At 60.1% G+C, this 24,378-nt stretch carries 20 protein-coding genes, 1 pseudogene and 1 riboswitch; of the genes and pseudogenes, 10 read left to right on the forward strand and 11 right to left on the reverse strand.

The annotated features are described in order from the left end of the window. Nucleotides 1-10 precede the first annotated feature (10 nt). The gene (locus OHL13_RS08380; protein ID WP_263409678.1) at nucleotides 11-3,598 is read right to left on the reverse strand and encodes a carboxypeptidase regulatory-like domain-containing protein; all 3,588 of its coding nucleotides are present in this window, start codon (nucleotides 3,596-3,598) and stop codon (nucleotides 11-13) included. 832 nt (nucleotides 3,599-4,430) lie between these two features. On the opposite strand from OHL13_RS08380, the gene OHL13_RS08385 reads away from it, so the two are divergent. Next, nucleotides 4,431-6,890: an ATP-dependent Clp protease ATP-binding subunit gene (locus OHL13_RS08385; RefSeq protein ID WP_263409679.1), complete on the forward strand. Its 2,460-nt coding sequence runs from the start codon at nucleotides 4,431-4,433 to the stop codon at nucleotides 6,888-6,890. Between the two features lie 87 nt (nucleotides 6,891-6,977). Then, complete coding sequence (locus OHL13_RS08390) at nucleotides 6,978-7,415, forward strand: cupin domain-containing protein (RefSeq protein WP_263409680.1); 438 nt, start codon at nucleotides 6,978-6,980, stop codon at nucleotides 7,413-7,415. Nucleotides 7,416-7,466: 51 nt separating this feature from the next. On the opposite strand, the gene OHL13_RS08395 is transcribed toward OHL13_RS08390, so the two are convergent. Continuing rightward, nucleotides 7,467-7,763, reverse strand: coding sequence for a YtxH domain-containing protein (locus OHL13_RS08395; RefSeq protein ID WP_263409681.1), 297 nt, complete (start codon nucleotides 7,761-7,763; stop codon nucleotides 7,467-7,469). A gap of 610 nt (nucleotides 7,764-8,373) precedes the next feature. Continuing rightward, complete coding sequence (locus OHL13_RS08400; RefSeq protein ID WP_263409682.1) at nucleotides 8,374-9,075, reverse strand: uracil-DNA glycosylase; 702 nt, start codon at nucleotides 9,073-9,075, stop codon at nucleotides 8,374-8,376. 189 nt (nucleotides 9,076-9,264) lie between these two features. Here OHL13_RS08400 and OHL13_RS08405 point away from each other — a divergent pair, with 189 nt between their 5' ends. The 5 genes and pseudogenes from OHL13_RS08405 to lon all read left to right on the forward strand — a co-directional run bounded on the left by OHL13_RS08405 (nucleotide 9,265) and on the right by lon (nucleotide 16,702). Continuing rightward, complete coding sequence (locus OHL13_RS08405) at nucleotides 9,265-10,458, forward strand: aldose epimerase family protein (protein WP_263409683.1); 1,194 nt, start codon at nucleotides 9,265-9,267, stop codon at nucleotides 10,456-10,458. 84 nt (nucleotides 10,459-10,542) lie between these two features. Beyond that, nucleotides 10,543-11,982, forward strand: coding sequence for a trigger factor (gene tig, locus OHL13_RS08410; protein WP_263409684.1), 1,440 nt, complete (start codon nucleotides 10,543-10,545; stop codon nucleotides 11,980-11,982). Between the two features lie 48 nt (nucleotides 11,983-12,030). Beyond that, nucleotides 12,031-12,630, forward strand: a pseudogene (clpP, locus tag OHL13_RS08415) (ATP-dependent Clp endopeptidase proteolytic subunit ClpP); the annotation flags it as partial. A 184-nt stretch (nucleotides 12,631-12,814) separates the two neighbouring features. Further along, complete coding sequence (gene clpX, locus OHL13_RS08420) at nucleotides 12,815-14,101, forward strand: ATP-dependent Clp protease ATP-binding subunit ClpX (protein ID WP_263409685.1); 1,287 nt, start codon at nucleotides 12,815-12,817, stop codon at nucleotides 14,099-14,101. Between the two features lie 189 nt (nucleotides 14,102-14,290). Next, nucleotides 14,291-16,702 (forward strand): endopeptidase La, encoded by a 2,412-nt coding sequence (lon, locus tag OHL13_RS08425; RefSeq protein WP_399255466.1) that lies wholly within the window; start codon nucleotides 14,291-14,293, stop codon nucleotides 16,700-16,702. A 123-nt stretch (nucleotides 16,703-16,825) separates the two neighbouring features. On the opposite strand, the gene OHL13_RS08430 is transcribed toward lon, so the two are convergent. Then, nucleotides 16,826-16,975: a lmo0937 family membrane protein gene (locus OHL13_RS08430; protein ID WP_263409687.1), complete on the reverse strand. Its 150-nt coding sequence runs from the start codon at nucleotides 16,973-16,975 to the stop codon at nucleotides 16,826-16,828. Between the two features lie 195 nt (nucleotides 16,976-17,170). On the opposite strand from OHL13_RS08430, the gene OHL13_RS08435 reads away from it, so the two are divergent. Together OHL13_RS08435 and OHL13_RS08440 are read left to right on the forward strand one after the other, a co-directional pair. Beyond that, entirely contained in the window at nucleotides 17,171-17,320 is a 150-nt protein-coding gene (locus tag OHL13_RS08435; RefSeq protein ID WP_263409688.1) for a DUF3309 domain-containing protein, read from the forward strand. Between the two features lie 105 nt (nucleotides 17,321-17,425). Then, a complete protein-coding gene (locus OHL13_RS08440) occupies nucleotides 17,426-18,601 on the forward strand; it encodes a pyridoxal phosphate-dependent aminotransferase (RefSeq protein ID WP_263409689.1) in 1,176 nt (391 codons plus the stop codon). A gap of 138 nt (nucleotides 18,602-18,739) precedes the next feature. Here OHL13_RS08440 and OHL13_RS08445 read toward each other — a convergent pair whose 3' ends face one another. The 4 genes from OHL13_RS08445 to nuoI form a co-directional block, all read right to left on the reverse strand. Beyond that, on the reverse strand, nucleotides 18,740-19,021 hold the full coding sequence (locus OHL13_RS08445; RefSeq protein ID WP_263409690.1) for a MoaD/ThiS family protein: 282 nt from the start codon (nucleotides 19,019-19,021) through the stop codon (nucleotides 18,740-18,742). A gap of 93 nt (nucleotides 19,022-19,114) precedes the next feature. Beyond that, nucleotides 19,115-20,395 carry a threonine synthase gene (gene thrC / locus OHL13_RS08450; RefSeq protein WP_263409691.1) on the reverse strand — a complete coding sequence of 427 codons (1,281 nt, stop codon included), beginning with the start codon at nucleotides 20,393-20,395 and terminating at the stop codon, nucleotides 19,115-19,117. A 120-nt stretch (nucleotides 20,396-20,515) separates the two neighbouring features. Further along, nucleotides 20,516-20,621: riboswitch (SAM riboswitch) on the reverse strand. A 150-nt stretch (nucleotides 20,622-20,771) separates the two neighbouring features. After that, complete coding sequence (locus OHL13_RS08455) at nucleotides 20,772-21,092, reverse strand: response regulator (protein ID WP_263409692.1); 321 nt, start codon at nucleotides 21,090-21,092, stop codon at nucleotides 20,772-20,774. Between the two features lie 80 nt (nucleotides 21,093-21,172). Next, nucleotides 21,173-21,676, reverse strand: coding sequence for an NADH-quinone oxidoreductase subunit NuoI (gene nuoI / locus OHL13_RS08460; RefSeq protein WP_263409693.1), 504 nt, complete (start codon nucleotides 21,674-21,676; stop codon nucleotides 21,173-21,175). A gap of 42 nt (nucleotides 21,677-21,718) precedes the next feature. On the opposite strand from nuoI, the gene OHL13_RS08465 reads away from it, so the two are divergent. Further along, nucleotides 21,719-22,237: a molybdopterin-binding protein gene (locus OHL13_RS08465; protein ID WP_263409694.1), complete on the forward strand. Its 519-nt coding sequence runs from the start codon at nucleotides 21,719-21,721 to the stop codon at nucleotides 22,235-22,237. Between the two features lie 3 nt (nucleotides 22,238-22,240). On the opposite strand, the gene OHL13_RS08470 is transcribed toward OHL13_RS08465, so the two are convergent. From OHL13_RS08470 to OHL13_RS08480, 3 genes are read right to left on the reverse strand one after another with little or no spacing between them, the layout of a single operon-like run. Next, nucleotides 22,241-23,221: a phytanoyl-CoA dioxygenase family protein gene (locus OHL13_RS08470; protein WP_263409695.1), complete on the reverse strand. Its 981-nt coding sequence runs from the start codon at nucleotides 23,219-23,221 to the stop codon at nucleotides 22,241-22,243. A 43-nt stretch (nucleotides 23,222-23,264) separates the two neighbouring features. Continuing rightward, the gene (locus tag OHL13_RS08475) at nucleotides 23,265-23,702 is read right to left on the reverse strand and encodes an NUDIX hydrolase (RefSeq protein WP_263409696.1); all 438 of its coding nucleotides are present in this window, start codon (nucleotides 23,700-23,702) and stop codon (nucleotides 23,265-23,267) included. Beyond that, nucleotides 23,699-24,349, reverse strand: a complete 651-nt coding sequence (locus OHL13_RS08480; protein WP_263409697.1) for a nitroreductase family protein — start codon at nucleotides 24,347-24,349, stop codon at nucleotides 23,699-23,701. The genes OHL13_RS08475 and OHL13_RS08480 overlap by 4 nt, the downstream gene beginning before the upstream one ends. Nucleotides 24,350-24,378: the final 29 nt, after the last annotated feature.

A 24,378-nucleotide genomic window follows, 5' to 3' on the forward strand; every position in this document is an offset into this window, starting at 1 on the left:
TACAGAAGCGTCAGAATGTGACCTTTCCACCCATCTGGATCAGGCGGTTGAAGCCGATCTGCGAGTTGATGTTTCCGAAGCTGCTGTTGGTGATGTTGCTGGAACCAGGTGCCGCGAGCTGCACCGTGTTGAAGGCGTTCAGAGCTTCCGCCCGGAACTCCACCTTGACACGCTCGGTGACGTGGAATGCCTTGTTGACCGAGATGTCGTTGTTGAAGTAGCCCGGTCCCTGGCAGGGCAGCGTGCGGGGCACGTTGCCATACGCATAGGCGCCTGTTGTGTAGAACTTCTTCGGGTCGAGACGCTGCAGCAGAGTTGCACCCTGGCAAACACTGTAGGGTGTTTCCCCTGGAGCGAACGACGGCCGCTGCGCGCCATAACCAGCATCGTTGCTGGTGCTGGTCTGGGTTACAGCCAGGGGAGAACCCGACTGCAGGATCATGACGTGGTTGTAGTTCCATCCGCCGATCACAATATCGAGCAGGCGGCTGGAAGCCAGGTACTTGCGTCCACGTCCGAACGGAAGCTCATAGCTTCCGTTCAGCGTGAAGCGCCGCGGCGAACCAGTCGTGGAACGTGCCCACTCCTGTGCTAGGTTGCCAGTGTCCTGCGGACCTGCTCCCGAGTTGGTCAGCGAGCTGCTCGCGCCCCACAGGTTGTCCCACGAAGACGCCCAGGTATAGGTCGCCATCATGTTCAGACCGTTGGTAAAGCGCTTCTGCAGCTTGACGGCCATGGAGTTGTAGCGGGTACCGCCCAGCGAGGAAGCGTAGGTGATGTCCGTGAACTGAGGGAACGGACGAAGGGTCTGAGCACGGCGCACGGTGGTCTGGTTCAGAATATTGTTGCCACCGGAGGAATAGACAGGATTCGTTACCTGGGTTCCGAGACCAGTTGATGTGTCACTGTAAACACCTGCGCACCCATTAACCGCCGTCGCCGCACATCCGCCGACTCCTGGATTACGAGCTGCAGTCGTAACGCCTGCCGAAGGTCCAGAAACATAGTTATAGCCATTGGCTGCACGCGTCTGGGTTGAGAGTTGGTTGTAGTTGAAGCTGTTGGCCAGGTTACGACCGTGGGCTCCCACGTAACCGATCTTCAGAGCGAAGCCAGCAGGCAGCTCGTACTGCAGATCGGCCGAGTACTGATAGACGAACGGTGAGCGACGGGCCGGGTCAATGAAGCTGAGTGAACCGCCGATGCCGGCAGCATATCCCAGCGAGTTACCCGAGGGAACCAGCGCCGAAGCGCTATACAGATTCTGCGGATTGTCCAGAGGATGGGAGTTGACCGGAAGAGCAGCGACGCCCGAAGGACCCGAATAGGACGCCGACGGAGCGTAGCCCGGCGAGTAGGTGGTTGATGGGCTGAAGCTGGACGGTGCGAAGAAGATACCGAAGCCGCCACGTACCGTCATCTTCGGCAGGATGCCGTAAGCAACACCGATACGAGGAGCAAGTTTCAGAGAGCTGTAGTTGCTGGTATAAGTCTTGGCGCCATTGATGCCTGCGTACTGCACACCGCCGCGAAGACCGGAGAGCGCACCATAGTTATAGACAGCCAGGGGGTCAAGACCAATAGTCAGCTTATTGTTTGCTTCATGGAAGCCGGGTTCCATCTCCAGGCGGACGCCGGCGTTCACCGTAAGGCGCTGGTTTACACGAAAGTCATCTTGAAAATAGACCGCGTTGTACTTGGTATTGAACTGGAAGGAGCCCGGTGTGACGCCAAGAGAGGCGGTGGTGGGCAGTCCCATGAGCATATCAGCCACATCAGAGCCTCTCGCTCCCGTGAGGGTGCTCGATGTGTTTGTGAGGTTTGTGTACCCTCCGTTGAAGACAAAGGTACCGCCACCCGAGCTGGTGCTCCAGATGATGTTTGAGATAGAGCGGAAGACATAACCGGTCTTGAAGGTGTGCTTGCCGTAGCTCTTGGAGAGACCCACAACAAAGCTGCGCGACCAGTAATTCGAGGGACCGGAGTCGCTGCCGCCAAGAACACTGGTCGTACCTCCATTGGTGGTGATTGTTGGAAATGTCTTCGAAGAGAGCTGCGATACATACGCGGATGGAAACAACTGCGTCTGGTCATAGCCGGTGTGGATACGGCGAGTTTCATTCGGGAAGCGGTTGAAGCCCCATCCGGCGTTCAGAATCATCGTGGGGCTCAGCGTTACGACGCTAGTGACGTTGACCGCATCGACCTTACGGTACAGCAGGTTCGCAGTCGAATACGGGATCTGGTACACGTTGCCCGAAGGCTCCTTCGATCCGTAGTGCAGGTAAGAAGCTGAAGCTCCCCACCACTTGGTGATCTGGTGATCGAGCTTAAGGCTGAACTCATCGGCTCGGTCGCCGAGAGTATCGTTTCCGAAGGTATTGTTACCGGTTTGAGAGATCGTCGTGGGCAAAGGAAGCGCATTGGCAATCTTCAAGCCTGCAGGCGAAAGGTAAGACGTTGGGATTCGGTTCTGTACACCGCCGCTGGAGATAATTACCGCACGCTGCTGCGTAGTCGTAGTGACTCCGTTGGTCGTTGTGGTCACCGTGATCGGAGCCGCATATGGGTCATACAGAGTGACGCCGCTCAAGCTGAAATCACCGGTGCGCTCCAGTGCTGTCGGGAAGTGAGCGCCGGTGCTTGACAGAGGCGAACGCTGGCGGTAGCCCTCTTCCGTAACCCAGAAGAAGGTCCGGTCCTTGCCGTTGTAGAGGAACGGAATCCGCACTGGTCCCCCCAGCGAACCGGCATAGCTGTACCACTCAGCGGCGCCGCGCGGAGTCTGCGGAGCGACTGTTACACCATTCACGACATAGGGCGTGCGGTTGTAGGCCCAGCTGTTCGCCGTCCAGTTGGTCTGGCGGGTCAGACCCAGCAGGCTGCCGTGCAGGGTGTTCGAACCCGACTTCAACGACGTGTTGAACATGCCGCCGCCGGTACGTCCCATTTCGGCGTCGAAGGTGTTGGCCTGGATCTTCATTTCGCCCGTCGCTTCCAGCGAGGGAATGATTACGGCGCGGTTGGTCGAGTCAGTGATCGGCACGCCGTCCAGCAGGTAGTTGTTGGTGCCCGTGGGGCCGCCGGCAATGGAGATCTGCGACGATCCCGACTGATCCTGGAAGCGCACAAAGCGCGGATCGCCGGTGAAGGTCACATTGGTATCGAGTTTGGCGAAGAGGAAGGGGTTGCGGCCCATGTTGGGCAGTGTCTGCAGCTTCTGCTGGTCGAAGGTCTGGCCGTTGGAGGCCGACGCGTTATCAATCAGCGGAACTTCGGCGGTGACTTCCACCGTTTCTGCCGTGGAACCGGTCGTCAGCGGCATGTCCGCCGTCGACGTGACGCCAATGGTTACCGTAACGTGCGTCTTGCTCAGCTTGGTGAATCCGGGAGCCACGATCGTCACCGTGTAGGTGCCCGGATCAACCGCGGTGAAGGTGTATTCACCCGCGCTGGTGGTTACCGCGGTACGCGAGATGTTCGTGCTTTCATCGGTCAGCGTTACGCTGGCGCCGGAGACAACAGCTCCTGTCGCGTCCGTAGCAAGACCGCGGACACCACCATAGTTAGTCTGCGCCAACAGCGCAGAGGTACTCATCAAAGCGACAGCAAGTATCGCAAGTAAGATACGGAATCGAAACGGATGCACAGACACGTCGGGATCCTCCTGGCGAAGCGTTAAGACACGTCTGCGGATGCTCCCAGCCAGACACTTCGGCTGTGGCGCTGCGCGGACGCGCGTCGGCGAAAGCGTGAAAACCCGCTTCTTCGCGCCGCAGAGGCCAGATACACCACGGGGCGAAGGCGCTGATGCCCTCACGCAAAAAAATTCGTTTGTACAGATAAAAGCTGGGAACAACTTACTGCTTGGCCTAATGCTCGAAACGGCACCGCATCCTGCCAAAGGACACGGCCTACTTCCGTACAGCGGTCACAACAGTCCGGTATGGGCCCGGGGCACAGCTTCGGGTCTCCGGGAAGACACTTCGCCAGGACGGCGAAAGCTCCCTCAGGAACCTCTTTGTATTGTGGTGATGACCAGATGGTGCCATTGGAGTGAATTTTCTGTCAAATCAAATCCAGCTATCTTTTGGTCACATTCTGCCGTGGTGACTCGTCCAACCCTGCAACAGCCAGATATTCCTGTGACGGGAAACACTGTTCGAACAGCATTTCGGTGCCATGATTTTCACAGTGGATGGTGCAGCCGTTTGCTGGTATGTTTGGCGGTAAGTTTTCCAGCCAGTAGGGTTTCCGGTGAACGGATACACTACTGGAAGTAGTGGTTGTGGGCGGTGATCCGGCGTTTGAGCGGCACCCAACCTGAGTGTCCCTGCATCAAATCTGTAGCAGGGACGGTCAAACGTACCGAAGGCACCGCATATTCCGGCGGAAAGTTGCCGGGACGTCTGGTGGGCTGCAGGGGGAACATGTTCGAACGGTATACGGAAAAAGCGCGCAGGGTGATCTTTTTCGCCCGGTACGAGGCCAGTCAGTTCGGGTCACCTTACATCGAGACGGAGCACCTGCTGCTGGGCCTGCTCCGCGAGGACAAGGCGCTGACCAACCGCTTCCTGCGGTCGCACGCCTCTGTCGAGTCGATTCGCAAGCAGATTGAAGGACATACCACCATTCGCGAGAAGGTTTCGACCTCGGTCGACCTGCCTCTCTCCAACGAATGCAAGCGTGTGCTGGCCTACGCCGCCGAAGAGGCGGAGCGCCTATCGCACAAGCACATCGGCACGGAGCACCTGCTCCTCGGTCTCCTTCGCGAAGAAAAGTGCTTCGCCGCGGAGATTCTGCAGGAGCGCGGTCTGCGCCTCCCCGCCATCCGCGAGGAGTTGCAGCGCACCACCCAGGAGAAGCCGCAACAGCGACAGCAGCAGCAGCGCGAACAGTCCATGCTGGCGGAGTTCTCCCGCGACCTGACCCAGGCCGCCATGGACCAGCAGCTTGATCCGCTGGTCGGCCGCGACGGCGAGGTCGACCGTGTCATTCAGATCCTGTGCCGCCGCACCAAGAACAACCCGGTGCTCATCGGCGAACCCGGCGTGGGGAAGACCGCCATCGTCGAGGGCCTGGCCCAGAAGATCGCCGACGGCGAAGTCCCCAGCTTCCTGGCAGACAAGCGCGTCCTGTCTCTCGATCTGTCGCTCATCGTGGCCGGCACCAAGTATCGCGGCCAGTTTGAAGAGCGCCTGAAGACCATCATGAAAGAGCTGATGGAGAACCAGAACTCCATCGTCTTTATCGACGAGCTGCACACCCTTGTAGGCGCCGGCTCTGCCGAGGGATCGCTCGACGCCGCTAACATCCTGAAGCCCGCGCTCAGCCGTGGCGAGATTCAGTGCATCGGAGCCACCACCCCCGCGGAGTACCGCAAGTCCATCGAAAAGGACCGCTCGCTTGAGCGCCGTTTCCAGGCTGTCAAGGTTCCGCCGCCGAACGAGGAAGATGCCATCAAGATCATCATGGGCATCAAGGAGAAGTACGAGAAGTTCCACGCCGTCAGCTATACCGACGAGGCGATCAACTTCTCCGTCTCGCACTCGAACCGTTATATTCCGGACCGCTTCCTGCCCGACAAAGCCATCGATCTGATCGACGAGGCGGGCGCACGCGTGAAGCTGAAGCAGACCTCACTGCCCGACGAGATCACCGAGGTGCAGAAGCGCATCAAGTTCATCGTGCACCGCATGGAAAATGCCATTGCGAACCACGAATTCGAGAAGGCGCGCTTCTACTCCGACGAAGAACGCAAGGAGCGCGAGAACCTGCGCACCCTGCGCGATAAGTACCACCTCGACGACTCCTCGGCCGGCATCGTGACCAAGGAAGATATTGAGGACGTGGTCAGCCGCTGGACCGGCGTGCCGATTACGGCCATCAAGGAAGAAGAGACGCAGAAGCTGCTCCGAGTGGAAGCCGAGCTGCACAAGCGCGTTATCTCGCAGGAGAAGGCCATCAGCGCCCTCGCCCGCGCCATTCGCCGCTCGCGTGCAGGCCTCAAGAACCCCGGCCGCCCCATCGGAAGCTTCCTGTTCCTTGGACCGACCGGCGTTGGTAAAACCGAAATGGCTCGCACGCTTGCCCAGTTCCTCTTCGGCAGCGAGAAGTCACTAATCCGCTTCGATATGTCGGAGTTCATGGAGAAGCACTCCGTCAGCAAGCTGATCGGTTCGCCTCCGGGATACGTGGGCTACGAGGAGGGCGGTCAGCTCACGGAGCGCGTCAAGCGCTCGCCCTACTCCGTCGTCCTGCTCGACGAGATCGAAAAGGCTCACCCGGACGTCTTCAACCTGCTTCTGCAGGTGTTTGAAGACGGCCAGCTGACTGACGGTCTCGGCAACACGGTCGACTTCAAGAACACGATCCTCATCATGACCTCGAACATTGGCGCCAAGCACCTGATGAAGCGTGAAGGTCTTGGCTTCCAGTCGAGCAAGGAAGATGTCGTGCTCGAGAAGATGGAAGAGCTGGTGAAGAACGAGGTGAAGCGCACCTTCAACCCCGAGTTCCTCAACCGTCTGGACGAGATCATCGTCTTCACGGCGCTCTCGGACAGCGACCTGATGCAGATCCTGGAACTGCTTGTGCAGCAGCTGAACACCAACCTGGTGCACAAGGCGATCACCATCTCGGTCAACGACGAGGCCAAAAAGTGGATTCTCGACAAGACCCTGGTCGACCGTACCTACGGAGCACGTCCTCTGCGCCGCGCACTGCAGCGCTACATTGAGGACCCGCTCTCAGAGGCGCTGATCGCCGGCAACATCACGGCGCGTCCGGCGTTCCTCGAGGTCTACCTGGATGGCGACAAGCTGTTCTACCGCCCGGTCTCGTCAGAAGGCGAAGAGAAGCTTTCCGGTGAAGCACTCTCCATCCTGTAACCACATTGCGTCGACATCAGACCAGAAGCCCCGGAGAACTCCGGGGCTTTTGCTTTTCTGCTAGCGTGGTTGACCGGAGAGAAAATCATGAACCGACGGGAATTTGGAACCTTGCTGCCCGCCCTGATGGCCGGCCTGGCCCTCACAGAAACCGCCAGTGCCGCGGAGCTGAAAGAACTGACCAGCGGCGGCTACAAACAGGGCACGCTCAAGCCCACGCCACAGAAGGGGCGCACCTCCGGCCCTATCCTGAGCGCGGGAATGCTCAAGGCCGGCAATATCCGTCTGGAGAGCCATTACACCTCGATTGAGCCGGGATCGGAGCATGAGGCAGTCGGCACGCACCTGCACAGCGAGATGTGGCTGGTGACCGAAGGCACGCTGGAGCTGAACCTCAACGGCACACCCCACCTGCTGAAGGCGGGCGATGTGGGCCTGTGCGTGGCCGGAGACAAGCACTTTGTCGCGAACGCGGGCGACACACGCGTCTCGTACTTTGTCGTCACGGTCGGGCCGCCGGAATAAAGAAAGCCCCGGCATAACCGGGGCTTTCTCAACTGCGGAAGCAAAGTGTGTTTACATCAGGGTCTGTACGGACTTCACCGCGGAGTTCACGGCATCGCCAGCGGTTTCAATCGCATCTTCCACCTGCGAGCGGGTCTTCTTGTACAGCTTCTGGGACTCCTTGGCGACCTTGTCAGCCTGCTTTTTCAGCGAATCGGCTGCGTCTTCCAGGTAGTCCCCTGCCTCGTCAATTCCCTTCTTCAGCTGGCGGCGGGTGCGTTCTCCCGACTGCGGAGCATACAGCAGCGCCACCGTTGCGCCTGCCGCGACACCTACTCCAAAAGCGATCCAGATACCTTTCGCGCTCATATCCATTGCCCTCTCTAGCAAATTATGCGGGAACGTCTTAAATCCCATTCTCTCTGCTTAGTGTGATGGATGAAGCTTCTCAGGGGTTGGTTCTAAAGAAATATCCGCAAAGAATGCGTTTGGGGCGGGTGTGCCCCAAAGGTGGGATGGCGGCACAGTGCGACAGCCTTGATTCTGAGCCTGCAACCGACAATCAGACTCACCGGGAAACCCAGCCCGAAAGGATCCACCACCATGATGCACGACCTCATTCTTGGCGCAATCTTCCTTCTCATGCTGATCGGCCCGGCCTTCGTCGCCTTGCGTAGCAGCGACAAGAGTTAGCATCTTTCTCGCCAATATCCGCGCGAGTGCCTCCCACGCAGAACCATCTGGCAACAGCCAACCCGGCAAAGTAAAGTGCAACCATGCTCGACCTCGTGCAGGTGGCAGTTTATCTCGTGCTGATTCTGCTCCCCGTCATCATTGCCACTCGCTGCACCCAGGAGAAATCCGGTAAGGGCCCCGCGGATGCGAACCTTCCCAGCCTGGAAAGCATGCAACTTACGCCCAGGCCGAGGCCTACCCGGAAAAGTACGTTGACGCGGCATAGCATCACCACGCTGCGGCGCTAGAGCCCCGCCAGCTCCCTGGCTCGCACAAAGACTTTCGCAAACATGGCCGCATTCAACAGTCCGGTCAACGTGTTGCGCAGCGATGGATGGTAGCTGGCCAGCAGTCGGATGCCGCTGGGCAACGTGTACTCCGCGCCGTGGCCAAAGATGAAGCCACGCTTGTTGGGCAGCTCACCCGCGTTCACCAGGTGCGCCAGGTAGCCGTCAAAGGCAATCTTCCCCAGGCACACAACTACCTTCACCTGCGTCAGAGCAGCAATCTCCGCCGTCAGGTGAGGCGAGCAGTTGCGGATCTCCTGCGGTGTCGGCTTGTCCCCCGGAGGCGCGCAACGCACCACCGACGCAATGTAACTGTGCTTCAGCTTCATGCCGTCGTCGCGATGCACCGCCGTGGGCTGCGAGGCAAGCCCCAGGGAATGCAGCACCGGGTACATAAAATCGCCGGAACCATCGCCCGTAAACGGCCGCCCCGTGCGGTTCGCTCCATGGGCTCCCGGAGCAAGACCGAGGATCAGGATGCGTGCGCCTGGGTCACCAAACCCGGGCACCGGTCTGGCCCAGTACTCCTGGTCGCGGTAGGCGCGACGACGGGTTTCGCCGATTCCCTTGCAGTAGGTGCGGAGCCGTTCGCACTGTTCGCAGTCGATGATCGATTGCACAACCTGATCCAGCACCGTGAGGGGCGCGCGTGAAGACATGGCTCTAACAGGATAGCGGGGACGGCACGAGTCGCGGCGCTGCGTATACTAGCGGGAAGATTGGCCATACCATGAGGAGTGCAACCTTTGCCTGAAGATTTGCGGATAGACGCTGCCTGCCCCCAGCCCGTTTGGGACCGTATGCGGTCAGGAGTTTTGCTTGTCCTTTGCGGTGCGATGTTGCTCTCCGTGGCAGGATGCAAGCAGACCAGTTCCGACGCTCCAGCAACCACGGCCCCTCCTCCTCCTACCTTTGGCGGCAAAGAAGCGATCGTTCTGAAGCGCCTGCAGACCTACAGCGGCGAAGTTCCGGAGTTTACCGGGATGACCGTTCTTCCGGGCCGAGGCATGGACGTGGTTTCCATCAAGGCCTACCTTCCCGGTCGCGGGGAGACAGAGATTCTCAGCGTTCCGCCCCTGGATAAACTTTCCGCCAGCATGTCGGGCACCGGCATCAGCAGCCAGGGAGCAGCCAGCGCGCTGGCGGGCGGGGTCTTTATGGCACCCTTCGCCAACCCTCTTTCCGGAACAGTGAGCGCAGACGGAAACGCCGTGACCCTTGGCCCCCGCGGCAAGTCGGTCACCCTGCCCGTCGTCGGCGATCCGGACCGTCCATCCGCTCCGCCCCTGGCTCGTTTTGGCCTGCTTGGCCCCCTTGCGGCGACGCAGACGCAGTTCAACAACATGCCGGACGGAAGCGAATTCAAAGCGACCTTTGAGAGCGAGGGCTTCCATGGCCGCTGGCCCGGAAAACTCGAGTTCACCGTCTCCACGCTGCTGAGCGGACGTGCGATCGACCTGGTGATGACCGCCACCAATAATGGCCAGGAAGCTGTCCCGGTCAGCCTTGGCTGGTACCCGCGGTTTGCGATTCCGAGCGGAAAGCGGGCGCAGGCCCGTCTGCGGCTACCCATGTCCGTCTCAATGCGGCCCTATACCGCCTCCAAAGGCTCGTCAGCCACTTCCGGAAACGAGATCAAGGCTGAAACCGGCTTGAACCTTCGTGGAGGAAGCGAGCTCGGAGCGCAGGATATCGACGCCACCCTGGTTCACCTGAGGCCTGCGCTCTTCGACAATGGTCCTACGGTGGAAATCCGTGATCCTGCGGCCGATTACGGCCTGAAGATTGTCGGCATGTCGACCTCGGTGAACGGAATCCTCGTTTCGGCACCCACCGATAAGCCCTGGATCGTGATTGCCCCGGTCGCGAACCTGACTGACCTCGCCAGCAAACCCCTGGATAACGACAAAGCCGACGACCTGATGCTGGCTCCTGGAAAAACCATGCAGTGGCGCGTCCGCCTGGAACTGTTCTCCCCTTCTGCACAGGCAAAGCCCGGAACAGCCCCCTCGCCGTTTGACCCGGCTCCGGCGCGGCCATAGGATAGAGAGAGTCGTTTCTGTGCGCCGACCGGTCCTTATGACCCGCGCCACGACGTGAGATTTTCAACCCTGGAAGGCACTGTTTTGACCCCTACTGAGACCAATGAGTTGACCCCGGCGGAGACGCCCCAGAGCGAGACCCCGACCACCGAAGCTGCTGCGCATGAGCACACGCACGACCACGATCATGACCATGACCACGCGCATCACCACCACGGCCCGGTCCTGAACCCCGAGCTGACGCGTGAGATCCAGGTCGAAGCGCCGGTTGAAGCCGTGGATGCCGCGTTCGATAAGGTGGTCCGCAAGTTCCAGAAGCTGGCTCGCATTCCGGGCTTCCGTCCCGGCAAGGTTCCGGCCGCGGTCATCAAGCGCAAGTTCGCGCAGGATGTTCGCCAGGAAGTGATGGAGTCGCTGGTCAGCGAGCGCTTCCGCGCCGCCCTGGAAGAGCAGAAGGTCAACCCGGTCTCGCAGCCGCAGATCGTGGAGCTGACCCTGTTCGAAGGCCAGCCGCTGAAGTTCAAGGCCGCCTTTGAAGTTCTGCCGGAGCTGGACATCACCGGCTACGACACCGTGAAGGTGGAGAAGCCGAACGTGGAAGTGACCGAGGAAGAGTATCAGTCCGAGCTGGACCGCACGCTGGATTCGCAGGCCACCATCGAGCCCGTCACCGAAGACCGCACGCTGACCACGGGCGACCTGGCCGAGATCAGCTTCACCGGCACCGTCAAGCCTGTGGCGCAGACCGTCGGCGAAGAGGGTCTGGAGAACGCCGAGCAGTCTGAGCCGATCACCGGCGAGGATGTTCCCGTGGAGCTGGGCGGCAAGAACACCCTGCCCGCCTTCAGCGATGCCCTGCAGGGCAAGAAGCCCGGCGACGAGCTGACCCTCGAGGTCGACTACCCCGCCGAGTTCGGCGAGCCCCGCCTGGCCGGCAAGACCGTCGCCTACGACGTCACCGTCAAGGCGATCAAGAAGAAGACCCTGCCGGAGCAGAACGACGAGCTGGCCAAGCAGATGGGCGACTACGAGACCTGGGATGAGTTCACCGCCAAGCTGCGTGAACACGTTGCCGACCGCAAGAAGAGCGCGCTCGAGGGCGAGGCCAAGGAGAAGCTGGTCGAAGAGCTGATCGCCAAGTTCACCTTCCCGGTTCCCGAGTCCTTTGTGCAGCAGCAGATCGATGCCCGCCTGGATCGCGGTCTCCGCGCTCTGGCGCAGCAGGGCATGAAGGCTGAGGACATGCGCAAGCTGGACTTCGGCCGCCTGCGCGAGGCACAGCGCGACCAGGCCGTCAGCGAAGTGAAGGCCTCGCTGATCCTGGACAAGATTGCCGCAACCGAGAATATTGAGGTCAGCGATGAGGATGTGGATCGTGAGCTGTTGATCCTGTCGATCCAGTCGCGCGAGCCGCTGGAAGCGCTGAAGGAGCGTTTGACGGCGGATGGCGGCCTCAATAGAATCCGGGAACAACTTCGTCGCGAAAAGACCGGAAACGTGCTCTACGAGAAGCTGACTTCGTAAGCGCAATCAACCCGCGCCAATGGCGCCGCTACAGGTGAGAAGAGGAGAAGTATGGGACTTGTACCCATGGTGATTGAGCAGACGAGTCGTGGCGAGCGCGCCTACGACATTTACAGCCGTCTGCTTCGCGACAACATCATCTTTCTGGGAACTCCGATTGATGACCAGATCGCGAACGTGATCATTGCTCAGCTGCTGTTTCTCTCCGGCGAGGACCCGGAGAAGGACATCATGCTGTACATCAACTCGCCGGGCGGCTCCGTCAGCGCCGGCATGGCGATCTACGACACGATGCAGTACATCAAGAACGACGTGCAGACACTGTGCATCGGCCAGGCGGCCAGCATGGGCGCGTTTCTCCTGATGGCCGGAACCAAGGGCAAGCGTTTCACTCTTCCCAACTCGCGCATCCTGATCCACCAGCCGCTGATCATGGGCCACGGTATTCAGGGACAGGCGACGGAGATTGATATCCATGCCCGCGAGATCCTGCGTCTGCGTGAGCGCATGAACATCATCATGGCGAGCCACACCGGTCAGAGCTTCGAGCAGATCGAACGCGATACCGACCGCGACTTCACCATGAGCGCACAACAGGCCAAGGACTACGGCATTATCGACGACATCATCGATCGCACACGCAGCTGATTTGAATTGCCGGGACAATCGGCGTACATTGAAACGCCCGGGGACAAACTCCCCGGGCGTTCTCACATCACAACAGATGTGGGAAACGCGGCCGATACCCCTCTCATAAGGGACATGGGAACGGGTGTAAACTTGGAGCAAGATTTCCAGCACGTCCCGTTTGTAACCAGGAGTAGCCTTACCGATGAAAACGTCACGGGGCTCAGACGAATCCCTCCGCTGCTCGTTCTGCCATAAGTCGCAGGACGCCGTCGCCAAGCTGATCTCATCCCCCTCGGATTACCCGCGCGCTTATATCTGTGACGAGTGCGTCGCCGTCTGCAACTCAATCCTTGAGGACGACCGTGGTGAGAAGCAGCAGGGCGCCGCACCAGCACACCTGCCCAAGCCGCACGAAGTGAAGGCCTTCCTTGATGAGTACGTCATCGGACAGGACCTTACAAAGAAGAAGCTTGCCGTCGCGGTTTACAACCACTACAAGCGCATCCAGATGAACCGCACGCGCGGTAACGAAGTGGAGCTGCAGAAGTCCAACATCCTGCTCGTTGGCCCCACCGGCTCCGGCAAAACGCTGCTGGCGCAGACGCTGGCCAAGATGCTGGATGTTCCCTTCGCCATCGTCGATGCGACCACGCTGACCGAAGCCGGCTACGTGGGCGAGGATGTTGAGAACATCATCCTGAAATTGCTGCAGGCGGCTGACGGCGATGTGGCGCGCGCGCAGAGCGGCATCATCTACATCGACGAGATCGACAAGATCGGCCGCAAGGACGAGAACCCATCCATTACCCGCGATGTCTCCGGCGAAGGCGTGCAGCAGGCGCTGCTCAAGATCCTGGAAGGCACCGTCGCCAACGTTCCTCCGCAAGGCGGACGCAAGCACCCTCACCAGGAGTTCACCGCTGTTGATACAACGAACATTCTGTTCATCTGCGGTGGCGCATTCGTCGGCCTGGAGCGTGTGATCGGACGTCGCATCGGCAAAAAAGCGCTCGGTTTCAAGACCCTGGCGGAACCGGAGGCCGCAAACGGCGAGATCACCCCGATCCGCGCCCAGCGCGATACCGAACTGCTCCGCAAGGCCGAGCCGCAGGATCTGCTGAAGTACGGCCTGATCCCGGAGTTCGTCGGTCGTCTGCCGGTTCTCGGCATTCTGGACGAACTGGACGAGGCCGCGCTGATCGAGATTCTGACCAAGCCGCGCAACGCGATCCTGAAGCAGTACTCCAAGCTGTTTGAGTACGAGGGCGTCAAGGTTACCTTCTCCACGGAAGCCGCCCAGGCGATCGCGCATGAGGCTCTCACCCGCAAAGTAGGCGCCCGAGGCCTGCGCATGATCCTGGAAGAGCTGATGCTGGACCTGATGTACAACGTTCCGGGCAACAAGAAGATCAAGGATTTCGAAATCACCGCCGAAATGGTGAAAAACCGCGATCTTTCGACCTCCGTTCCGCTGGAAAAAGCAGGCTAGTTCCGCGCTTCCACGCAACGACACCATCGCCGTGGCCTCAGTTTGGGCTACGGCGATTTTCTTTGCCGGCGCAAATCGTGCACTCGCCCCGCATAGCCTGGCAAAGCGAATTACAATCATCGGAAAGTTGGCGGAGCCGCCCCGCATCGAAGCAGCACGCTGGGGCGTCTAATGGGAGGAATGACAGATATGAGCTCAAAAGAAGCCCTGAGCAGCGAAGTGCAAAAGCTGCCCATGATGCCCATCCGCGATATGGTCATCTTCCCGCACATGATGACGCCGTTTGTCGTCGGACGCGAGTCGAGCGTACGCGCTCTGGAAGAGGCCCTCAACGGCGACCGCCGTATCTTTCTGGCAACGCAGCATGACGCTACGGTAGACGACCCGGGCACCGACGATATCTACCAGGTCGGCACCATCGGCAACATCGTGCAAAGCGTGAAGATGCCAGACGGCAACATCAAGGTTCTGGTGGAAGGCGTGGAACGCGCCCGTGCCACCGAACTGAACGATGAGGATGGATTCTTCGTCGCCTCCGTTCGCACCGGCAGCGCCCTGCTGGAGATGACGCCGCAGGTCGAGGCGCTGGTCCAGAAGGTGCACTCCCTGTTTGAGCAGTACGTGAAGCTGCAGCAGTCGCTCAACTACGAGACGATGGCCGCCAGCGTCCGCCTGGACGAGCCCGCGAAGCTGGCCGACATGATCGCCGCCAACCTGCAGCTCCGAATTGACGAGAAGCAGGAGCTGCTGGAGGTCTTCGCTCCGGAACAGCGCCTGTCGCGCGTTGCCGATACGCTTGAGACCGCCATCGAGAAGCTGAACATGGACCGCACCATCCAGTCGCGCGTGAAGCGCCAGATGGAGCGCGCGCAGAAAGAGTACTACCTCAACGAGAAGATCAAGGCCATCCAGAAGGAACTGGGCCGCGGCGAGAAGAACGAGTTCGACGATCTGAAGAAGAAGATCGAAGCCGCCGGCATGCCCAAGGAAGCTTTCGACAAGGCGATGCAGGAGCTGAAGAAGCTCGAGGCCATGCCACCCATGTCGGCCGAGTCCACCGTCAGCCGCAACTACCTTGACTGGCTGCTGGCCGTGCCGTGGAAGAAGAAGTCCAAGGAGATCCGCTCCATTGAGCACGCCGAGAAGGTGCTGAACCTGGACCACTATGGCCTGGACAAGATCAAGGACCGCATCCTCGAGTTTCTGGCCGTGCGTCAGCTGGTCAAGAATCCCAAGGGATCGATCCTCTGCTTCGTCGGGCCTCCGGGCGTCGGCAAGACCTCGCTTGGCATGTCGATCGCCAAGGCCACCGGCCGCAAGTTCGTCCGCATGTCGCTGGGCGGCGTGCGCGACGAGGCTGAGATCCGCGGCCATCGCCGGACGTACATTGGCGCCCTGCCCGGACAGATCATCCAGTCGATGAAGAAGGCCGGAACCAAGAACCCGGTCATCATGCTCGACGAAATTGACAAGATGGCCTCGGACTTCCGCGGCGATCCGGCCTCGGCCATGCTTGAAGTGTTGGACCCGGAGCAGAACAACAGCTTCCAGGACCACTACCTCGACGTGGAGTACGACCTGTCGCAGGTCCTGTTCGTTGCTACGGCCAATGTGCTGCACACCATCCCCGGCCCGCTGCAGGACCGCATGGAGATCCTCCGCCTCTCGGGCTACACCGAGATTGAGAAGCTGGAGATCGCCAAGCAGTACCTGCTGAAGAAGCAGTTGGAAGGTACCGGCCTGACCGAAAAGCAGATCGTCTTCTCCGACGATGCGCTCAGAGAGATCATCCGCTCGTACACGCGCGAAGCCGGCGTCCGCTCCCTGGAGCGGGAGATCGGCAACGTGTGCCGCAAGGTCGCCCGTCGCGTGGTGAAGAACGGACCGAAGCACAAGGAAGAGGTCACCAAGGACAATCTTGCGGACTTCCTCGGCGTGGCTCGCTTCCGCGATTCGCAGGTGCACGAGAAGAGCGAAGTCGGCCTGGTTACCGGCCTTGCATGGACCGAAGTCGGCGGCAGCATTCTGCAGACGGAAGTCCAGGTGCTGGATGGCAAGGGCAAGCTGACCACCACCGGCCAGCTTGGCGACGTGATGCAGGAGTCGGCGCAGGCCGCTCTCAGCTACGTCCGATCGCGTGCGCACCACCTCGGCCTGGGTAAGGACTTCTACCGCAACATCGACATCCACGTCCACGTTCCCGAAGGCGCTATCCCCAAGGACGGCCCCTCGGCAGGCATCACGCTGGCCACGGCGCTCTCCTCGGCCCTGACCAAGATTCCTGTCCGCCGCGAGGTCGCCATGACCGGCGAAGTCACGCTGCGCGGCAAGGTACTTGCCATCGGTGGACTGAAGGAGAAGCTGCTCGCGGCCCATCGCGCCGGCATCTTTGAAGCCATTCTTCCCGCGGACAACCGCAAGGACCTGGCCGACCTGCCGGAGCTGCTGAAGAGCAGCATGAAGTTGCACTTTGTCGAGAACATGGACGAGGTGCTGCAGATTGCGCTCGAAGGCAAGCTGCCTGAACTGAAGGAAGAGACCCCGGAAGCCATCGGCGTCCCTCTGACCGGAAGCGTACAGACCGTGGTCACCCACCAGTAAGCTTTCGTCGGCAACATCAATGACAAAGGCCCAACGCGAGCGTTGGGCCTTTGTCATTTTCTCTTCCCCATGAAAGAGTGCGGGAATGTTCACATCCGCCCTCATTCGATTACGGAAGAAACTCTATGCGGTCTTCCGCCCGCCGATAAAGTGCATGATCAGGGAGATCACCGCGAAGATCAGCAGCAGATGGATCAGCAGGCTGGAGACATGCATCAGCGTGAAACCGCCGAGCCATGCAAGAACCAGAATGATTGCCAGAAGCAGAAACATAATCGTATTTCCTTTCGCGACAAGGTACGCATCGTAGTGCGCCTTACGGAGAAATAGGAGGCGCAAACCGGCAATTTCGTTGCCTCGCCGTCTGTGCATTCTGGCGGATACGTCTCCGGGCAGCCGAAATCGATCGCGCCGCATCTACTTTTCCCGACGCACGATTTCAGTCACGCGCTTTCACGGAGGTTCCCTATGCTGATCCTGCTGATTATTCTGCTTCTCCTGATGTTCGGTGCCTTTCCTTCCTGGCCCTACAGCCGCGGCTGGGGCTATTACCCCACCGGCGGACTCGGCCTGATCGTTCTCATCGTCCTGGTGCTGCTGCTGACGCGCGGCGTCTAAAATCATTCCGGCTCTGGGTGTCCCATCCATCGCAAAACGATGGATGGGACGCCTCTCTTCCCCTTGTTATCATCGAAGGCAATCCTCTGCCGGAGATTGCCTTCGATGCCTACCGCTTCCACCACCTCGTCCCTGCGTCTCAGCAAGCTGGCGCCGTCCATCGTGCAGTCTGAGATTCGCGCGATGACCATCGCCTGCAACGCCATCGACGGCATCAACATGAGCCAGGGTGTCTGCGACACTGACCCGCCGCATCCCGTCATTGAAGGCGCGGTGGAGGCCATGCGCAACGGCTTCAACATCTACGCCCGCATGGACGGCATCGACAGCCTGCGCCACGCCATCGCCCGCAAGTTCGCGCACTACAACGCGCTTACCGCTGATCCTGACGGCGAGATCCTGGTCACTACCGGCACCACCGGAGCCATGCTCGCCACCTGCATGGCGTTGTTTGATCCCGGCGACGAGATCATCGTCTTTGAGCCCTTCTACGGCTACCACGTCAACATGCTCATTGGTCTGAACCTGAAGCCGGTCATCGTCCCGCTTTCCGCGCCGCGCTGGGACTTCGATCCCGAAACCCTCGCCGCTGCCATCACGCCAAAGACGCGCGCCATTATCGTGAACACGCCGGGCAATCCCTCGGGCAAGGTCTTCACACGCACCGAGTTGGAAGCTCTTGCGCAGATCGCCGTCGACAACGACCTGTTCGTCATCACCGACGAGATCTATGAGTACTTCCTCTACGACGGCCGCGAGCACATCTCGCCCGCAACGTTGCCTGGCATGGCCGAACGCACCATCACCATCGCCGGCTTCTCGAAGACCTTCTCTGTGACCGGCTGGCGGCTTGGCTACCTGCACGCCAGCAAGCGCTGGACGCCGTCGATTGCTTACTTCCACGATCTGCTCTTCATCTCAGCGCCAGCGCCGCTGCAGCATGGTGTCGCCGCTGGCCTCTGCGACCTGCCTGACAGCTTCTACACTGACATGCTGGCCGAGTATGCCACCAAACGCGACAAGACCGTCACCGCCCTCACAGACGCCGGTCTAACACCGACCATCCCGCAGGGCGCGTACTACATCCTCGCCGACGTCACCCGCGTTGAAGGTACGACCGCCAAAGAGAAGGCACGTAACCTGCTGAAGCAGGTTGGCGTAGCCGCCGTCGCAGGCTCCGCCTTCTTCCGCCCCGGACATGGCGAGAACCTGCTGCGGTTCTGCTATGCGAAGAAGGATGATGCTCTGGATGAGGCCTGCCGGAGACTCAGGTCGCTGTAGCTTTTCTGTTTGTCATTTCGGAGCGAAGCGGAGAAATCCGCTTCGCAAGATATAGCAGATCCCTATGGGATAGGGAACAAAAAACAAAGCCCGCCAACCGGCGGGCTTTTCTGACAACTTACAACCGAGCACTGTGAACTAGCAGCACCCACCGGCAATGCTCGGGATCAGCATGATCTCATCGCCATCTTCAAACGTATGCGACTCTCCGCCGAGAAAGCGGATGTCCTCATCGTTCACATACACGTTGATGAACTGGCGCAGCTTGCCGCTCTCGTCCTTGATGTGCGATCCCAGCGCCGGGAACTTCACGCCAAGATCTTCCACCAGTGCGGGCAGATTGGCAGCGGTCGAATCAACCTTCTTAACACCATCCGTGTGACGAACAAACGCAGTCGGCAACAATACTTTTATAGACATCGCGTACTTCCCTTCTTCTCATGCGCTTTTATTTGTCATTCCGCAGCGCAGCGGAGGAATCTGCTTTTCCTGACAACTAAGAGCTAACAACTGTTACCGGGCTACCAGTTCGGCTTCTTCCGCCGCAACCCCGTTGATCTCCTTCAGATACGCATCGAACTCGGCCAGCTTCGGCTTTACTGCGCGTCCAAAGTCATAGCGGCTGGTCAGCACGTCGGTCGTCTTCAGGCCATTGCCGGTAATGCAAACCACCGTCGTCTGGTCCTTGTCGATGCGGCCCTCGGCAATCAGCTTCGCCGTCACGGCAGTGGTGACGCCGCCGGCCGTCTCCGTGAAGATGCCTTCCGTCTCCGCCAGTTCCTGCATGCCGCTGACAATCTCCACGTCCGAAACATCCTCAGCCCAGCCACCGCTCTCGCGGCACAGCTTTGCTGCAAACGGGCCATCAGCCGGGTTGCCAATCGCCAGTGAGCGGGCAATCGTGTCCGGCTTCTGCGGCTCGTGGCGGTCCAGGTTGTTCTTTACCGCGTGCGAGATCGGGGAGCAGCCCGTGGCCTGCGCTCCAAAGAACTTCACATGCTTTGCCTCGACCAGCCCCAGGTACACCAGCTCGTCAAAGGCCTTCTTGATCTTGCGAATCAGTGAGCCGCCGGCCATCGGAACGACAACGTTATCCGGCAGCTTCCATCCCAGCTGCTCGGCAATCTCATAGCCCACGGTCTTTGAGCCCTCGGCATAGTACGGCCGCAGGTTCACGTTTACAAAGCCCCAGTTGTACTCATCGGCAATCTGCGAGCACAGGCGATTCACGTGGTCATAGTTACCATCGATCCGCACCAGGCGCGCGCCATACACCAGCGTGTTGATAATCTTCGCCGGCTCCAGGTCAGCCGGCACCAGGATGCAGCTCTTCAGTCCAAGGCGCGCCGCCTGCGCCGCCACGGAGTTGGCCAGGTTGCCGGTTGAGCTTGCGCCCACCGTCTCAAAGCCGAAGAAACGGGCATTCGCCAGCGCCACGGCGACAACACGATCCTTGAAGCTCAGCGTCGGGAAGCACACCGCGTCGTTCTTGACATACAGATTCGCCGCACCCAGGCGCTTGCCCAGGTTATTTGCCTTCACCAGCGGCGTAAAGCCAACCGGCAGGTCGGGCTGAAAGCCCTCGGGAATGGGAAGCAGAGCGCGATAGCGCCAGATGCTGGCCGGGCCAGAGGAAATGGACTCACGGGTGACCTTGCCCTTCACGGCATCCAGGTCATACTCCAGCTCCAGCGGATAGAAGCACTCGTCACAGGCAGACAGCGGCTGGTTGCCATAGTTCTTGCCGCAGCTCTTGCACTTCAATACGTACGTGACACACGCACCATCGGACATACGTTCTTACTCCCCATGGCGGAGGAAGTCCGGTCCGGTGACGTTGTCTCTCTGGAAGCTGGCCTCAGACCCTGGAACGAGGAGGCACGGGGAAGGAATTGAAAACGTTCCTTACTCCGAATCTCATGTTCCCTGTCGCCAGGAGAGAGTTGACACCGGTACGCCTTTGTTCTGTCCGGTTGTCGTGGCGTCACAGGGCTCGTCCCTCAACCACTCTTCATGAAATTCGCGCTGGACCTTGCGACCCAGCTTGAATGTATTGTTTGTATCACCGCGCTGCCCGGCGGCACAACCTGGAGTGCAGCCAATGGGGATTGGGCGCAGTGAATGGCATCAAACATGTGGAAATCGGCTCCCGCCGGACCTCATGGAGGTTCTACTCGGGCTGGACCATCTCTTTTACGCCCTCGACGAACCGCGCCGGGTCAAACTCCGTCCGCAGGATCTCATCCGGGCAGTCGGTCATCAGAGCTACGCGCCAGTTGCAGACAAAGGCCACCATCTGCTCCGGCTGGGCTGTCTTGATCTCGCTGCACAGCGTTTCGGCGTCATGCACGCCGCTTTCGCCTTCGACATCGATCAGCACCAGGTCATAGTGCCTTTGCCAGAACGCAACCCGCCCCTCGGCCAGATCCATAACGGAGTCGACGTCATAGCCGGAGAGACGCAGAATCTGGTCCCGCAGGGGACGCAGCATGTCCCGCTTGCAGAAATGGAGAATCGTTTTCTTGTGAGGTGCAGACATATGGGGAATCGCTTCCCCTATTTTACGCTGTCCTAAGCGAGAACTTCAGCTTTCTCGGTCGACGATGCCGCACGCGCCGGCAGGATCTGCGAGGGCACCAGAAGATCGTCCTTACGCATCACCAGGCTGGTCGCATTCAGGCTGGCCAGCTCAAAGCCGTGACCGTGCGTGATGGCGTCGGTCGGACATGCCTCGACACAGTAACCGCAGAAGATGCAGCGGTTGTAGTCGATGTTGTAGACCTTCGCGTAACGCTCCGACGAGCTGATGCGCTTCTCTTCCGTATTGTCCGCCGCTTCAATAAAAATGCAGTTCGACGGGCATGCCGCAGCGCACAGGAAGCAGGCAACGCACTTCTCCAGGCCGTTTTCATCGCGCTGCAGCTGGTGCTTGCCGCGGAAACGCTCCTGGAACTGCGCGCCACGCATCGGCCCCTTCCCGTCAGGGTAGTTCTCAACCTCGGTGGGCTGGAACATTTCCTTCAGGGTGATGCTCATACCTTTGGCGATCGCGGCTGCGTTGCTGACGATGGACATGCTTTGAGTATATGACACAGGTGGGCTAGGCTGGTAACCACCATGCGCGACAGCTGCCTTGCCCTCGTCCTCACTCTTGCTTCCCTTCCCGTCCTGGCGCAAAGTGCACAGCCCATGGCGCATGCCCCCGCCAGCGCCTCCACCTCGCTCACCATCACCGGCCCCGGCGGTAAAGTGCTGAAGCTATCGCCCGAAGATCTGAAAGCCATGCCGCACAAGACCGCCGAGGTCTTCAACGAGCATGCCAAGGCCAAGGAAAGCTACTCCGGCGTGCCACTCTCCGATCTGTTGAAGCAGGTTGATGCCCCCACCGGCGAAAAGCTGCGCGGCAAACTCTACCTGCTTGGCGTTATTGCCGAGGGCGCTGACCACTACCGCGTGCTCTACTCCCTGGCCGAAACCGATCCTGCCAATCACACGGGTGACGTGCTGATCGCCGACCAGGTGGACGGCAAACCGATCGACAAGGACGGAGCCTTCAAACTGATCAGCACGGAAGAAAAACGCCCGGCGCGCTGGGTCCGCAACCTGACAGCGATCACCGTCAAGCCGGTCGAATAGCGCCTACAGCCACGTCTCCGTACGCTCCCACCGCGTGGGCCGCATGGACAGGTACTGCACCACCCTTGGCAGCACGCCCCTATTTGGGCTGCTGCCGTGCGGCAGCATTGCGTGCCAGATCACCAGGTCGCCAGCGCCGGCTGCGATGGGCTGCGCTCCCGCATGACCGAGAATTGCCTCGCGCGGATGACTTCCCTCCGGCAGTGCATCCAGCCAGTCGCCCAGCGTGCGATGAAACCCCGGGATGCAGCAGAACGCTCCCTGGTGCGCCGGTGTGTCCGTCAGGTAGAGAATTCCCTGGATATCCAGTGTGTGCGGCCGCGCCAGCGAATAATCCCAATGGAGATGCGGCCCCGGAAACAGCCATCCCGGCTTCTCCGGGGGATTCAGGCCGCCCTGATCGATGGTGGGCCACAGGTCCTCGCGTCCCCAGAGCTGCGCAAACGCCTTCACCACACGCGGAGTCTTCCGGTTCGCCACAAACGCAGGATTCATCAGCGTGCGTACCCAGATGCTATGTCCCTGCGGATTGCGGTACCAGCTCCCGGGGTCATCCGGGACGGCCCCAAGATGCTCATACACGGCTGCCGCGGCGGCGGCGGCCTGCTCCGGCGAGACCGCATTGCGCAGGATCACATAGCCGTACTCATCCCAGTGCCGCAGGTCCTCCTCAGAAAGCCCTTCGACATTGTCCAGGTTTCCCGCAGCCGATCCGACGGTCTCACCGGCAAGCGCGCGGCGCAGGCGCTCCAACTCGCCCTCGTCCATCTGGCCGTTATGGCCATCGAGAATCCACTGTTCAAACGCATCGAAGGCAGGCCGCTTCTCCAGGACGAACCGGCTGACCTCCAGCCCGTTTACCCCAAGCGCACTGAACAACGCCTGTTGCAGATCCCAGGCAGGCGCCGGGCGCCTCTCGGATAGATGTTCCCAATACTCCCGCAGCAGCGGAATCTCAAAGATGCTTTCCTTAACCGCTCCCATCGTTCCCTCTCAGCACAAGCAGCAGGCGCAGCAACGCGCGGCACTAGCGTAACAGCAAGGCCTTCTCCAGTACCGTCAGCGTGAACTCCGCGATTGCGATCTCAGGGCTGCGAAGGTTAGCAACCGGCACCCAGGCGACATCCATGGCATCGTCATCGCATTCGAGCACACCGCCGCGCAATTCGCACAGGTAGTCCACCAGCACATAGTGATAGAGAACCCGCCCGTCGCGATCGCGGACAACCCGGTCCAGGGTCTCAACGTGCCTGAGCGGCACCACGGTCAGGCCGGTCTCTTCTCTGACCTCGCGGGCAACGCCCTCCTGCAGGCTCTCGCCCAGTTCCAGGCGGCCACCCGGCAGGCTCCACTCGCCCTTCAGCGGTTCGCGGCCACGACGCACCAGCAGAACGTTGTTGTCCTGAAAGACAATCGCCCCCACTCCGACGATGGGGGCGCTGGGATATTCGCGGTTATCGCTCATTTCAGCGGTTTGCCAAACTCCTCGCAGAAGACCGTGTGCGAAAACGGAAAACGTCCCCCATTGAACTTCTCCTGCCCATGCGCGCTTCCAACCGCCAGCAACGCCACGACCCAGTAGCTCATGGGAAGGCGCAGCACCTCATGCACCTTGTCCTGCTCAAAGCCTTCCATCGGAGCCGTATCGTAGCCCAGCACCTCAGCCATCATCAGCATGTGGGTAAAGGCGATCATCACCTGCTTGTTCAGCCAGCCGTGCATCTGGTCAGAGTTGAACTCAGCAAAGTACTGCGGAATGCTCTCGCGCGAGGCCGCGGCAAAGCTCTCGCTCATGCCGCCCTTCAGGCCGGAGTCAATCACATCGTCCAGGTCCTTGCGCCAGGCATCCACATCGCCGCAGGCCACAATCACGGCACTTGCCTCTTCCACCTTGGCCTGGTTGAAACAGGCTCCGCGCAGGCGGCGCTTCTGTTCCGGCTGCTGCACCACTACAAAGCGCCAGGGCTGCAGGTTATAGCTGCTGGGAGCCTGCAGACCGGCCTCTAAAATTTTGCGCAGATCATCCTGCGGCATGGGTTCGCCGTCAAAGCTCTGGCTTGCACGACGCTCGCGAATTGCCTGTGCGAGCGATTTGATTTCGGCGCGGCTCATTCGTTGCTTTACCTTGCTCCTTCAAAACG

The sequence above is a fragment of the Terriglobus tenax genome, assembly GCF_025685395.1.
Taxonomy (GTDB): Bacteria; Acidobacteriota; Terriglobia; order Terriglobales; family Acidobacteriaceae; genus Terriglobus; species Terriglobus tenax.